Origin of the sequence: Azonexus sp. (genome assembly GCF_041909095.1) — a bacterium.
Classification (GTDB): domain Bacteria; phylum Pseudomonadota; class Gammaproteobacteria; order Burkholderiales; family Rhodocyclaceae; genus Azonexus.
In genome coordinates this window covers 1,217,112-1,230,308 of sequence record NZ_JAYREB010000001.1, presented here as the reverse complement: position 1 = coordinate 1,230,308, position 13,197 = coordinate 1,217,112, and the positions used below count along the sequence as shown (strand labels likewise).

13 protein-coding genes, 2 tRNA genes and 1 riboswitch are annotated in these 13,197 nt (G+C 63.8%); of the genes, 9 read left to right on the top strand and 6 right to left on the bottom strand.

Annotated features, from left to right (window positions below; genetic code table 11):
* Positions 1–51: 51 nt before the first annotated feature.
* Positions 52–555 (bottom strand): N-acetyltransferase family protein, encoded by a 504-nt coding sequence (locus ACE3OV_RS05895; protein WP_374325969.1) that lies wholly within the window; start codon positions 553–555, stop codon positions 52–54.
* A 94-nt stretch (positions 556–649) separates the two neighbouring features.
* Positions 650–1,489, bottom strand: coding sequence for a lysophospholipid acyltransferase family protein (locus tag ACE3OV_RS05890; RefSeq protein ID WP_374325967.1), 840 nt, complete (start codon positions 1,487–1,489; stop codon positions 650–652).
* Positions 1,490–1,647: 158 nt separating this feature from the next.
* Between ACE3OV_RS05890 and metK the strand changes: the two genes are divergently transcribed.
* From metK to metF, 6 genes are all read left to right on the top strand, one after another.
* On the top strand, positions 1,648–2,811 hold the full coding sequence (gene metK, locus ACE3OV_RS05885; RefSeq protein WP_374325965.1) for a methionine adenosyltransferase: 1,164 nt from the start codon (positions 1,648–1,650) through the stop codon (positions 2,809–2,811).
* A gap of 63 nt (positions 2,812–2,874) precedes the next feature.
* A complete protein-coding gene (locus tag ACE3OV_RS05880) occupies positions 2,875–4,083 on the top strand; it encodes an HD-GYP domain-containing protein (RefSeq protein ID WP_374325963.1) in 1,209 nt (402 codons plus the stop codon).
* Positions 4,084–4,104: 21 nt separating this feature from the next.
* Positions 4,105–4,166, top strand: a riboswitch (S-adenosyl-L-homocysteine riboswitch).
* Positions 4,167–4,241: 75 nt separating this feature from the next.
* Positions 4,242–5,642, top strand: a complete 1,401-nt coding sequence (gene ahcY, locus ACE3OV_RS05875) for an adenosylhomocysteinase (RefSeq protein ID WP_374325961.1) — start codon at positions 4,242–4,244, stop codon at positions 5,640–5,642.
* A gap of 10 nt (positions 5,643–5,652) precedes the next feature.
* On the top strand, positions 5,653–6,000 hold the full coding sequence (locus ACE3OV_RS05870) for a phage holin family protein (protein ID WP_374325959.1): 348 nt from the start codon (positions 5,653–5,655) through the stop codon (positions 5,998–6,000).
* A 2-nt stretch (positions 6,001–6,002) separates the two neighbouring features.
* Positions 6,003–6,824 carry a TlyA family RNA methyltransferase gene (locus tag ACE3OV_RS05865; RefSeq protein ID WP_374325957.1) on the top strand — a complete coding sequence of 274 codons (822 nt, stop codon included), beginning with the start codon at positions 6,003–6,005 and terminating at the stop codon, positions 6,822–6,824.
* Complete coding sequence (gene metF, locus ACE3OV_RS05860; protein WP_374325955.1) at positions 6,821–7,648, top strand: methylenetetrahydrofolate reductase [NAD(P)H]; 828 nt, start codon at positions 6,821–6,823, stop codon at positions 7,646–7,648. Before ACE3OV_RS05865 ends, metF begins: the two co-directional genes overlap by 4 nt.
* A 34-nt stretch (positions 7,649–7,682) precedes the next feature.
* On the opposite strand, the gene ACE3OV_RS05855 is transcribed toward metF, so the two are convergent.
* Positions 7,683–8,504 carry a mechanosensitive ion channel family protein gene (locus ACE3OV_RS05855; RefSeq protein WP_374325953.1) on the bottom strand — a complete coding sequence of 274 codons (822 nt, stop codon included), beginning with the start codon at positions 8,502–8,504 and terminating at the stop codon, positions 7,683–7,685.
* A 187-nt stretch (positions 8,505–8,691) separates the two neighbouring features.
* Between ACE3OV_RS05855 and ACE3OV_RS05850 the strand changes: the two genes are divergently transcribed.
* Positions 8,692–8,767: transfer RNA gene (locus tag ACE3OV_RS05850), tRNA-Lys, on the top strand.
* 11 nt (positions 8,768–8,778) lie between these two features.
* Positions 8,779–8,854 (top strand) — tRNA-Lys (locus ACE3OV_RS05845).
* A 150-nt stretch (positions 8,855–9,004) separates the two neighbouring features.
* On the opposite strand, the gene ACE3OV_RS05840 is transcribed toward ACE3OV_RS05845, so the two are convergent.
* From ACE3OV_RS05840 to rng, 3 genes are all read right to left on the bottom strand, one after another.
* A complete protein-coding gene (locus tag ACE3OV_RS05840; protein ID WP_374325951.1) occupies positions 9,005–9,424 on the bottom strand; it encodes a ProQ/FINO family protein in 420 nt (139 codons plus the stop codon).
* A gap of 69 nt (positions 9,425–9,493) precedes the next feature.
* Complete coding sequence (locus ACE3OV_RS05835; RefSeq protein ID WP_374325949.1) at positions 9,494–10,369, bottom strand: dienelactone hydrolase family protein; 876 nt, start codon at positions 10,367–10,369, stop codon at positions 9,494–9,496.
* A 19-nt stretch (positions 10,370–10,388) separates the two neighbouring features.
* Complete coding sequence (gene rng / locus ACE3OV_RS05830; protein WP_374325947.1) at positions 10,389–11,840, bottom strand: ribonuclease G; 1,452 nt, start codon at positions 11,838–11,840, stop codon at positions 10,389–10,391.
* A gap of 34 nt (positions 11,841–11,874) precedes the next feature.
* On the opposite strand from rng, the gene yegQ reads away from it, so the two are divergent.
* Positions 11,875–13,149, top strand: a complete 1,275-nt coding sequence (yegQ, locus tag ACE3OV_RS05825) for a tRNA 5-hydroxyuridine modification protein YegQ (protein WP_374325946.1) — start codon at positions 11,875–11,877, stop codon at positions 13,147–13,149.
* Positions 13,150–13,197 lie beyond the last annotated feature (48 nt).

Below are 13,197 nucleotides of genomic sequence, written 5' to 3'. Positions count from 1 at the left end.
CACTATTGATCAAGAAAAAGAATAACAGAGACAGGTAGTTATCTCAAATTCCTAAAGCTTTTTCTCCATCACGAAATCGTCCATCACGTAACCGTGACCGATATCGTCGACCATCGTCTCGCGCACGCTGAAGCCATACTTCATGTACGAGTTGATCGCCTTCACATTGCGTTTGTTGACCTGCAGGATCACACAGGGGTAACCCTGCTTGCGCGCCCGCTCGGCGACGTGGGCAATCAACTGGCCACCGACGCCGCGCCGTTGCACATCGGGGTGGATGTACAACTTGTCGAGCTTGAACTCGCCCTTGTACAACTCGCTGAATGCGAAACCGACACGCCGTCCTTCGTGGATCGCCTGGTCCAGCCATTTGTGGGCGTCTTCCAGGTCGTCGTAAAGGCGCTCGTGACCGTAACGCTGCTCGAGCATGAAGTCGATCTGCTCCTGGGTGATGATCCCGGGATAGCTCGCCTGCCAGATTTCCCGCGCCAGCGAGGCAATCGCCGGCACTTCCGGCGGCGTGATGGGGCGAATCTCGATATTCAGGCTGCTCATGGGTAAATCCTGTTCTCAGTCGGCCATGGTCTGTGGATTGCCACCGGCGCGGCCCTGGCCGGCAACAACGGGATGATACCTGCCCCGCCAGCTTCTAGGCCGGCGGCGGTTCGGCGCCACGCGGCGTCTTGTAGCGGTTGTAGCCCCACAGGTACTGGACCGGGCACTGCCGGATCAGGGTTTCGATCTCATGGTTGATCTGTTGCGCGCGCGCCACGGTATCGCCGGCCAGTGGCGCTGTCAGCGCCTGGAAATGCACCCGGTAGCCGCGCCCTTCGGGCAGGCGCTCGCCCCAGGTCAGCAGCACGGCGGCGCCGGTTTCGGTCAGGCGGGCGGCCAGCGTCATCGTGTAGGCCTTGCGCCCGAAGAAATCCAGCCACACGCCCTCGCCGGTCTTCGGTGCCTGGTCGGGCAGCATGCCGACCATCTGCCCCTTCTTCAGCGCCTTGATCAGCGCCCGCACCCCGGACAGATCGGCCGGCGCCAGATGCAGCTGCGCCCGTTGGCGCCCCATCAGGATCAGTTCCTGCGCCGCCGCCAACTTGGGCGGCCGGTAGAGGACGGTGATATCGCCGAAAGAAGAAAGATACTGGGCGGTGATTTCAAAGCACCCGAGGTGCGGCGTCAGGAAGACGACGCCCCGGCCGGCCTGCAGCGCGGCGTCGAGCAACTCGCGGCCGACCACCTCGACGACCTGGGCATTGGCCTGTTCGAGCGGCCGCATCCAGATGCGCGACAGTTCGAGCATCTGCTTGCCGGTCTCGGCCGCCGCCGGCAGATGCAGCGCCGGATCGACGCCGGCCTGCGCCATGTTGCCGCGCAGATGACGCCGGTAGCTGGGCGAGAGCAGGTAGGTCAGTTTCCCGAGCCAGGCGCCAAGCCGATGCACCATGGATAGCGGCAGATACGAAAGCAGACGGAACAGAAAAACCATGAGGCCCCGGGGGTTGAAAGCAGACGGCAAAGGCTTATCATTATGGGATCGCCGAGTTAAACAGACAACTTGCGGGGCGATTCACAAAATCCGCTAAAGCGTCGCCTGCTCGTGGTCCGAAGCCGGTAACGCCGGAGACAAGGACCAAGGAGCATCCCATGAGCGAGTACCTGTTCACTTCGGAATCGGTTTCCGAAGGTCATCCCGACAAGGTCGCCGACCAGATTTCCGACGCCATCCTCGACGCCATCCTGGCCCAGGACAAGCATTCCCGCGTCGCCGCCGAAACCCTGTGCAACACCGGTCTGGTCGTCCTCGCCGGCGAGATCACGACCAACGCCAACGTCGATTACATCCAGGTCGCCCGCGACACGATCAAGCGCATCGGCTATGACAACACCGACTACGGCATCGACTACAAGGGCTGCGCCGTGCTCGTCGCCTACGACAAGCAGAGCCCGGACATCGCTCAAGGTGTGAACAAGGCCTACGACGACAATCTCGACCAGGGCGCCGGCGACCAGGGCCTGATGTTCGGCTACGCCTGCGACGAAACGCCATCGCTGATGCCGCTGCCGATCTACCTCTCGCACCGCCTGGTCGAACGCCAGGCCATGCTGCGCAAGGACGGCCGCCTGCCTTGGGCGCGCCCGGACGCCAAGTCACAGGTCACCATCAAGTATGTCGACGGCAAGCCGCACTCAATCGACACTGTCGTGCTGTCCACCCAGCATGCGCCAGACATCAGCCTGGAAGACCTGCGCGAAGCGACCATCGAGCAGATCATCAAGCCGGTGCTGCCCAAGGAACTGATCAAGGGCAACATCAACTTCCTGGTCAACCCGACCGGCCGTTTCGTCGTTGGCGGCCCCCAGGGCGACTGCGGACTGACTGGCCGCAAGATCATCGTTGATACCTACGGCGGTGCCGCGCCGCACGGTGGCGGCGCCTTCTCCGGCAAAGACCCGTCCAAGGTCGACCGTTCTGCCGCCTACGCCGGCCGCTACGTTGCCAAGAACATCGTTGCCGCCGGACTGGCCTCGCGCTGCCTGGTGCAGATTTCCTACGCCATCGGCGTCGCCCACCCGACGTCGATCATGGTCGATACCTTCGGTACCGGCAAGGTCAGCAACGAAACCCTGACCGCGCTGGTGCGCAAGCACTTCGACCTGCGCCCGAAGGGCATCGTCAACATGCTCGACCTGCTGCGCCCGATCTACCAGAAGACCGCTGCCTACGGGCACTTCGGCCGCGACGAGCCGGAATTCTCCTGGGAAGCCACCGACCGGGCCAACCTGTTGCGTAGCGACGCCGGTCTCTGAGCGGATGATTCTGAGCACGACAACGCGGGCCACCAGCCCGCGTTTTTGTTAGTATTGCCAGATATGCTCAAGAAAATTCCGGTCGACCAGCTCCGTCTCGGCATGCACCTCCAGGCCTTCTGCGGCGCCTGGCTCGATCATCCGTTCTGGCGCACGCGCTTCGTCATCGAAGACCCGAACGATCTCGTGCTGATCCGCGAAAGCTCGATCCGCGAGGTGTGGATCGACATCGGCAAGGGACGCGACGTCGAGCCGACGACGGACGCAACCATCGCCTACGAGACAGCCGACACCGTACCGGAAACGACACCGGCCGCGGCACCAGCAGAAAAAGCCGCCTTCGCCGACGAGGTCAAGCGGGCCAGCCGCATCGTCGCCCGGGGCCGCGAAGCGGTCGTCTCGATGTTCCAGGAGGCGCGCATGGGCAAGGCAGTCGACGCCGATGCCGCGGCGCCGCTGGTCGAGGAAATTTCCAACTCGGTGCTGCGCAATCCCGGCGCGCTGATCAGCCTCGCCCGGCTCAAGACCGCCGACGACTACACCTATCTGCACAGCGTCGCGGTCTGTGCCCTGATGATTGCGCTCGCCCGCCAACTCGGTCTCGACGAACAGCAGGTACGCGAGGCCGGCATGGGCGGCCTGCTGCATGATCTCGGCAAGGCCATGATGCCGACGGCCATCCTTAACAAGCCGGGCAAACTCAGCGACGTGGAATTCGCGGTGATCCGAACCCACCCGGACGAAGGCCACCGGATGCTGCTCGAAGGCCGGAGCATCAGCGAAGCGGTCCGCGACATCTGCCTGCACCATCACGAAAAATTCGACGGCAGCGGCTACCCGGCAGGCCTCAAGGGCGAACAGATCAGCCTGATGGCCCGGATGGGCGCCGTCTGTGACGTCTATGACGCAATCAGCTCGAACCGGCCGTACAAGGCGGGCTGGGATCCGGCCGAATCGATCAAGCGCATGGCCGAGTGGCAGGGGCATTTCGACCCGACCGTCTTCCAGGCCTTCGTCCGCAGCCTGGGCATCTACCCGGTCGGCTCGCTGGTCCGGCTGGAATCGGGCAAGCTCGGCGTCGTCGTCGAGCAGGGCGAACTATCGCTGCTCAAGCCACGGGTCAAGGTCTTCTTCTCGACCCGCTCGCAGGCCTACCTGAAGCCGGAGATCATCGATATCGCCAGGAGCCGCGAGAAGATCGCTGGCCGAGAGGATGCAGCAAAATGGGGCATCCGCGACATCGACCGCTGGTGGGCCGGCGACAAGCGCTGAAAACGCGTTTATAATCCGCCACCTACCGAGGAGCGCTGCAGGAGGCCACTCCCAGGCTCGGTTCAAAACGGCGCTCACTGTCCAACCCTGCCGGGCGCAGGGGGCGCAGCTGAGCATGCCGCACCTCCCTCCCCGGTCACAGTTCAAGGAGCTTTACTGTGGCTGAAACCCAAGACTACGTCATCGCCGATCTTTCCCTTGCCGACTGGGGTCGCAAGGAAATCCGCATCGCCGAAACCGAAATGCCGGGCCTGATGGCGATCCGCGAGGAATTCGCCAAGACCCAGCCGCTCAAAGGCGCGCGCATCACCGGTTCGCTGCACATGACGATCCAGACCGCCGTGCTCATCGAGACGCTGACCGCGCTCGGCGCCGACGTCCGCTGGGCCTCGTGCAACATCTTCTCGACCCAGGACCACGCCGCCGCCGCCATCGCCGCTACCGGCGTGCCGGTGTTCGCGGTCAAGGGCGAATCGCTGACCGATTACTGGGATTACACCCACCGCATCTTCGAATGGGCCGACGGCGGCTATTCGAACATGATCCTCGACGACGGCGGCGACGCCACGCTGCTGCTGCACCTCGGTGCCCGCGCCGAGCAGGATCTGTCGGTGCTCGACCATCCGGACAGCGAGGAAGCCGTCGTTCTTTTCGCCAGCATCAAGGCCAAGCTGAAGACTGATCCGACCTGGTATTCGACCCGTCTCGTCCAGGTCAAGGGCGTCACCGAGGAAACCACCACCGGCGTGCATCGCCTGTACCAGATGTTCGAGCGCGGCGAACTGAAGTTCCCGGCGATCAACGTGAACGATTCGGTGACCAAGTCCAAGTTCGACAACCTCTATGGCTGCCGCGAATCGCTGGTCGACGGCATCAAGCGCGCCACCGACGTGATGATCGCCGGCAAGATCGGCGTCGTCCTCGGCTACGGCGACGTCGGCAAGGGCTGCGCCCAGTCGCTGCGCGGCCTCGGCGCCACCGTCATGGTCACCGAGATCGACCCGATCTGCGCCCTGCAGGCGGCAATGGAAGGCTTCCGCGTGGTCACCATGGAAGAAGCCGCCGCCCTTGGTGACATCTTCGTCACCACCACCGGCAACGTCGGTGTCATCACCCACGACCACATGGTGGCGATGAAGAACAACGCCATCGTCTGCAACATCGGCCACTTCGACTCGGAAATCGAAGTCGCCAGCCTGCGCCAATACACCTGGGAAAACATCAAGCCACAGGTCGACCACATCATCTTCCCGGACGGCAAGCGCATCATCCTGCTCGCCGAAGGCCGCCTGGTGAACCTCGGCTGCGCCACCGGCCACCCCAGCTTCGTCATGAGCAACTCCTTCGCCAACCAGACCCTGGCCCAGATCGAACTGTTCACCAAGATCGGCGAATACCCGGTCGGCGTCTATGTGCTGCCCAAGCACCTCGACGAAATGGTCGCCCGCCTGCACCTGAAGAAGATCGGCGCCAAGCTGACGACGCTGAGCGAAGCGCAGGCCAGGTACATCGGCGTGCCGGTGGAAGGCCCGTACAAGCCGAACCACTACCGCTACTAAGCCCACCAACATGTTCAAGCTCATCGCCGTCTGGATCGTCAACGCGCTAGCCCTGCTCATCCTGCCCTACCTGCTGCCGTCGATCCAGGTCGCCGGTCTGGGCACGGCCTTGCTGGTTGCCGTCGTGCTCGGCCTGATCAACACGCTGCTGCGGCCGCTGCTAATCCTGCTCACCCTGCCGGTGACGGTGCTGACGCTGGGCTTGTTCATCTTCGTCATCAATGCCGTATTGTTCCAGTTGGCCGGTAGCCTGATCGACGGCTTCCAGGTCGGCGGTTTCTGGTCGGCACTTGCCGGCTCGATCGCCTACAGCCTGGTTTCCTGGGCACTGAGCAGCGTGCTGCTGGGCAAGCGATGAGCATGAACTCCTTCCACGCCCGGCAGGGCGGTCGTCCTGCCGCGGAAAAAGCGGCCAAGCCGCCGGTCGAGCGGCACGGCCTGCTGCGTGCCGACGCGCTGCTCGTCCAGCGCGGGCTGGCGGCGTCGCGCACCCTGGCGCAACGGCTGATCGGCGAAGGCCGGGTGTTCGCCGATGGCAAGCCGGTCGGCAAGCCGGCGCAGGAACTGCCGGCCGAAGTGGTACTGACAGTGCTGGCCGACGACAGCGACCGCTACGTCTCGCGCGGCGGACTCAAGCTGGCTGGCGCGCTGGCGGCTACCGGCATTGCGGCAGCGGGCAAGACCTGCCTCGACGTCGGCCAGTCCACCGGCGGTTTCACCGACTGCCTGCTGCAGGCTGGCGCCGCCCATGTCGTCGGCGTCGATGTCGGCCACGGGCAACTGCACGGCAAGCTGAAAGGCGACCAGCGCGTCACCGCACTCGAAGGCATCAACTGCCGCGCCCTGACCGCCGCCGACCTCGGCGACGCAATGCCGGCCTACGGTTTCGAGCTGATCGTCGGCGACGTCTCGTTCATCTCGATGACCCTGGTCCTGCCGCAACTGCCCACCCTGCTTGCCGCCGACGGCGACCTGCTGCTGCTGATCAAGCCGCAGTTCGAGGTCGGCCCGCACAACATCGGCAAGGGCGGCATCGTCCGCGATCCGACGCTGTACCGCGACGTCGAGGGCCGTTTCCTCGATCTCGCCCGCCAGCTCGGCCTGACGGCAAAAGCCTGGCTCGACAGTCCCATCACCGGCGGCGACGGCAACCGCGAATTCTTCATCTGGCTGAAAAAATGAACAAAGAAATCTCCATCGAATTCTTCCCGCCGCAAACGCCCGAAGGCGTCGACAAGCTGCGCGCGACGCGCGCCGAGCTGGCCAGGCTGCAACCCGAATTCTTCTCCGTCACCTACGGTGCCGGCGGTTCGAGGCGCGAGCGCACCTTCGCCGTGGTCAAGGAAATTGCCGCCGAAGGCTTCGATGCGGCGCCGCATCTGTCGTGTATCGGCTCGACGCGCGAGTCGATCCGCGAAATCCTCGGCGAATACCAGGCCGCCGGCATCCGCCGCATCGTCGCCCTGCGCGGCGACCTGCCCTCGGGCATGGCGGAAACCGGTGAATTCCGCTACGCCAACGAACTGGTCGAATTCATCCGCGCCGAGACCGGCGACCAGTTCAGCATCGAGGTCGCCGCCTACCCGGAATGGCACCCGCAGGCGCGCAGCCCGCAGGACGACTTGCGGAATTTCGCGCGCAAGGTCAAGGCCGGGGCCAATTCGGCAATCACCCAGTATTTCTACAACGCCGACGCCTATTTCCACTTCGTCGACGAGGCGCGCGCGCTGGGCGTCGACATCCCGATCATCCCGGGCATCATGCCGATCGTCGGCTTCACCAAGCTGGCCCGCTTTTCGGACGCCTGCGGCGCCGACCTGCCGCGCTGGATGCGCAAGAAGTTCGAAAGCTACGGCGACGATACCGAATCGATCCGCGCCTTCGGCCTCGACCTGGTCACCGAACTCTGTGCCCGCCTGCTTCAGGGCGGCGCCCCGGGGCTGCACTTCTACAGCATGAACCAGGCACCGCTGACCCTGGAAATCTGTCGCCGCCTCGGCAACTGAAGCACGGGCCGGCAACGCCGGCCCCTTCCCCGCCTCAGGACTGAGTCAGCAGCACGTTCTGCGCCGGCATCGGCGCCGGGAACCCGGCTTCGGCCAGCGCTTCGCGCAGAATCCGGTTGGTCTCGAAATAGACCTGCCAGTAATGGTCGTTATGGCAGTACGGACGCACCGCCAACACCGGCCCCACCAGATTGAACTCGAGGATCTCGACATCGACCGCCGGTTCGGCGAGCACATTCGGAATCGCCGCGATCTTCTCGCGCAGTAGCGCAATCGCCGCCCGGTGATCGGCAGCACCGGCCAACTGGCACTTCAGATCGACCCGGCGGAACGGGTTGTGGGTGAAATTCTGGATGTTGTCGCCGAAGATCTTGTTGTTGCCGACTACAGTGGCAATGTTGTCCATCGTGTTCAAAGTCGTCGCGAACAGACCGATCTCGGTCACCGTGCCGGTAACGCCGCCAACGCAGACGAAATCGCCGACCTTGAACGGGCGCAGAACGATCAGGAAGGCGCCCGCCGCGAAATTCGACAGCAGCCCCGCCCAGGCGGCGCCGATGGCAATCCCGGCACCGGCGACCAGCGCGGCGAAGGTCGTCGTCTGCATCCCGAAGTAACCCAGGATGCCGATCACCAGCAGGATGTTCAAAGTCACGGTGACGATCGAACCAACGTAGCGCAACACCGTCGGATCGACCTTCTGCCGCTCCAGCGCCGCACGCACCATGCCCACCGCAATACCGATCAGCCAGCGGCCAACCACCCAGAAAACAATCGCCGCCAGCACCTTGAGACCGACATCGGTCGCCGCCGCCAACAGCCAGTCCTGATAGCGGGATAAACTTTGCGCATCCATGATCAAGCTCCTGAACGATAAGGGGAAAATCCCGCTTTGATTTTAGCGGGGCTAATCCATGAAAGCTTGCTGACTACATAACTTCACCATTCAACGGACAGGCTTGCATCGGCAACAGTCACCAAATTTGTTCGCAGGCGTTGACGGCAAGCGGCGACCCCCATATAATGCGCGCTTCCCGTGGGGCGGGTCGGTAGCTCAGTCGGTAGAGCAGCGGACTTTTAATCCGTTGGTCGCGAGTTCGAATCTCGCCCGACCCACCAGGATAAATTCTGGGTCGTTAGCTCAGTTGGTAGAGCAGCGGACTCTTAATCCGTAGGTCGAGTGTTCGAATCACTCACGACCCACCAGAATTCAATGACTTAGGCCGCCTTCGGGCGGCCTAAGTCGTTTCTGGCGACAGATTTGCTGCATTTCTGACGCACCGAATCAGCCGGCGAAAAAAAACCGGGCCCGTCCGCAAAGGGACCCGGCCCGGTGTTGTTCGCGACGCCTGCTTCTTACTTGCGCCCGAATTTCTCGGCCAGTTCTAACAGCTTCTTCTGCTTCATGGCTTCGGCCTTGGCCGCCGCTTCGCTGGCCTTGCGCTGCTCGGCCTGCTTCTTGAAGCGTTCCTTCAGTTGCTCGGTCGCGTGCTGGCGGTTCTCGTCGGTGACTTCGCCTGCCGGCGTACCGTCCAGGTTCAGACGCTGCGCCGCCTTTTCCATTTCCTTCAGGTAGCGCGTGCTCATCGTGTGGCTGCGCATCGCCAGCCGCACCGATTTTCGGCTCAGGTCCGGCAGCGCGGCGAACAACTGCTTGTCGATGCCGATCGCCAGCGGGCTATGGTTGCGGAAGACCGCGAAGCGCTCCTGCAGGTCCTTTAGCAAGGCACGAACGTCGGTGGTTTTTTCAGTGGTGGCGGTTTCGGCGGTGGTCATGATCGACAGCGGGCAGGACAAGGGGCGAAGCGTAGCATGAAAGCGCCACGCCGTGCCCCGGAATGGCGTTTACACGCCATTCCTGCGGAACCAGTCGAGCATGCGGCGCCAGCCGTCCTCGGCCTCTTCCTTGCGGTAACTGGGCCGGTAATCGGCATGGAAGGCATGCGGCGCGTTGTCGTAGAGATGCATCTGCGACGCCTTTGCCGCCGGACTGCCGGTCTGCAGCGCCGCTTCCATGGCATCGACGGTGTCGACCGGAATGCCGGTATCAACGCCGCCGTAGAGGCCGAGCACCGGCGCCTTCAGTTCGCCGACCAGGTCGATCGGGTGGCGCGGGTTGTAGGTATTGACCGGGCTGACCAGGCGGCCGTACCAGGCGACGCCGGCCTTGACGCCGGGGTTGTGGGCGCTGTACAGCCAGGTGATGCGGCCGCCCCAGCAGAAACCGGTGATCGCCAGCCGGCCGGTGTCGGCGCCCTGGCCGGCAGCCCAGGCGACCGCCGCGTCGAGGTCCTGCATGACCTCGGCGTCCGGCGTCTTGCTGCTGATCTTGTCGATGATCTCGGCGACGCTCTCGATCTGGCGTGGATCGCCCTGGCGGGCGAACAGTTCGGGGGCGACGACGAAATAACCGAGCTTGGCCAGGCGGCGCGCGGTATCGCGGATGTATTCATGAACGCCGAAGATTTCCGAGATCAGCAGCACCACCGGCGCCTTGCCGACACCGGCCGGCGCAGCGCGGTAGGCCACCATCTCGCCATCGCCTACCGGCACCTTGACCTCGCCGGCAGTGAGGCCGGCGGCATCGGTGTGAATTGCGGTCTGCGCCGCCACCGGCTGGGTGGCCAGCGCAAAGCCGGCGCCCAGGCTGGTGACCAGGAACTCGCGCCGGCTGAAACCCTGCGCCGGCACCAGGCTGTCGAATTCTGCACGGTCGTTCATGTCTCTCTCCTTGGCTATCTCACATCAGGACGATGTCGTACTGCTCGGGCGAATAACTCGGTTCGGACTGCAGGGAAACCGCCTTGCCGATGAAGTCGGAAAGCATCGCCAGCGACTGCGACTCCTCGTCGAGGAACAGGTCGACGACGGCCGGCCCGGCCAGGATGCGGTACTCGCGGGCGTTGAACTGGCGCGCCTCGCGCAGCAGTTCGCGGAGGATCTCGTAGGCGACGGTGCGCGCCGTCTTCACCTCGCCGCGACCGCCGCAGGTCGGGCACGGCTCGCACAGCACGTGGGCGAGCGATTCGCGGGTGCGCTTGCGCGTCATCTCGACCAGGCCGAGATGGGTGAAGCCGTTCACCGTCAGCCGCGTGTGGTCGCGCGACAGCGCCTTGTTGAACTCCTCCAGCACCGACTTCTTGTGCTCCTCGTTTTCCATGTCGATGAAATCGACAATGATGATGCCGCCGAGGTTCCGCAAACGTAGCTGGCGGGCAATCGTCACCGCCGCTTCAAGGTTGGTCTTGAAGATGGTGTCGTCGAAGTTGCGCACGCCGACGAAGCCGCCGGTGTTGACGTCGATCGTCGTCATCGCCTCGGTCTGGTCGATGATCAGGTAGCCACCGGACTTCAGGTCAACGCGGCGAGCCAGCGCCTTCTGGATTTCGTCCTCGACGCCGTGCAGGTCGAACAGCGGCCGCTGGCCGGTGTAATGCTCGAGCAGCGACTGCACCGCCGGCGTGTATTCGCCGGCGAACAGCGACAGCTTCTGGAAATTCTCCCGCGAGTCGATGACGATGCGCGTCGTCTCCGGATTGACGAAGTCGCGCAGCACGCGCTGGCCGAGCGACAGCTCCTGGTAGAGCAGGCTGGGCGGCGCGCAACTGCGCGAACGTTGGTGGATGTCGGCGCAGATCTTCTTGAGGTAGGCGATGTCGGTGGCAAATTCCTCGTCGCTGGCGTTCTCGGCCATCGTCCGGACGATGAAACCGCCCGATTCGTCGGCCGGCACCAGCCGGGTCAGGCGCTCGCGCAGCAACTCGCGCTCGGTTTCCGATTCGATGCGCTGCGAGATGCCGATGTGCTTTTCCTGCGGCAGATAGACCAGCATGCGGCCGGCGATCGACAGTTGCGTCGTCAGCCGCGCCCCCTTGGTGCCGATCGGGTCCTTGACCACCTGGACGACTATGCTCTGGCCTTCGGCGAGGATTTTCTCGATCGGCCGTTCGGTCGCCGTCTCGCGCGGCTGCCAGATGTCGGCGACGTGCAGGAAGGCGGTGCGTTCGAGGCCGACGTCGACGAAGGCCGACTGCATGCCGGGCAGGATACGGACGATGCGCCCGAGATAGACGTTGCCGACCAGGCCGCGGCTGGCGGTGCGTTCGATGTGCAGCTCCTGGACGACCCCCTGTTGCATCACGGCAACGCGGGTCTCCTGGGGCGTGAAGTTGATCAGGATTTCTTCAGTCATGAGGGTAGAATTCTCGGTTTTTCAAGATTTTACTATGCGCAAGGCGCCAGAACTCCTCGCCCCGGCCGGTTCGCTCGAAATGATGCGTACCGCCTTCGCCTTCGGCGCCGACGCGATCTATGCCGGCCAACCCCGCTACAGCCTGCGCGTGCGCAACAACGAGTTCGGCGACCTGGGTATCCTCGGCGAAGCGATTGCCGAGGCGCATGCCGCCGGCAAACAGTTTTTCGTCGTCAGCAACATCTACCCGCACAACGCCAAGCTGAAGACTTATCTCGACGACATGGCGCCGGTGATCGCGCTCAAGCCGGATGCGCTGATCATGTCCGACCCCGGCCTGATCGACATGGTGCGCACGCAATGGCCGGAACAAGTCATCCACCTGTCGGTACAGTCGAACACGGTCAATTGGGCGGCGGTCAGGTTCTGGCAGAAGATGGGCATCAGCCGCGTCATCCTGTCGCGCGAACTGTCGCTCGACGAAGTCGCGGAAATCCGCCAGCAATGCCCGGACATCGAGCTCGAAGTCTTCGTCCATGGCGCGCTGTGCATCGCCTACTCCGGGCGCTGCCTGCTTTCCGGCTACTTCAACCACCGCGATCCCAACCAGGGCAGCTGCACCAACTCCTGCCGCTGGGACTACAAGGTATCGACTTCCGATGGTCAGCCGGTCAATTTTTACCAGAATCCGGAACAGGAAATCCTGCTTGAAGAGCGCCAGCGCCCCGGCGAGCTGATGCCGATCGAGGAAGACGAGCACGGCACCTACATCATGAATTCGAAGGACCTGCGCGCCATCGAACACGTCCATCGGCTGACCGAGATCGGCGTCGATTCACTGAAGATCGAGGGCCGCACCAAGAGCCCCTACTACGTCGCTCGTAGCTGCCAGGCCTACCGCCGGGCGATCGACGACGCCGTCGCCGGCCGGCCGTTCGATCCGAGCCTGCTCGGCGAACTGGAAAACCTCGCCAACCGTGGCTACACCGACGGTTTCTACCAACGCCACCACGACGCCGATTACCAGAACTACCTGCGCGGCCATTCCGAGTCGGACAAGAGCCAGTACGTCGGCGACGCCGTCGCTTTCGACGCGACGCGCGGCCTGATGCAGGTTGCCGTCAAGAACCGCTTCGCGCTCGGCGACAACGTCGAATGCGTACATCCGCAGGGCAACCTGCGCTTGCGCATCGGCCGCATGGAAAACGCGGCCGGAGAAGCCGTCGCCGTCGCCCCAGGCAGCGGCCACACGGTGTGGATCGACCTGCCCGCCGGGCACGCCGGCTCATTCGTCAGCCGCTTGTTCTGAAACGGATTTTGTGCACCGCAGCAGTTGGCGTAATATTACCGTCATGAA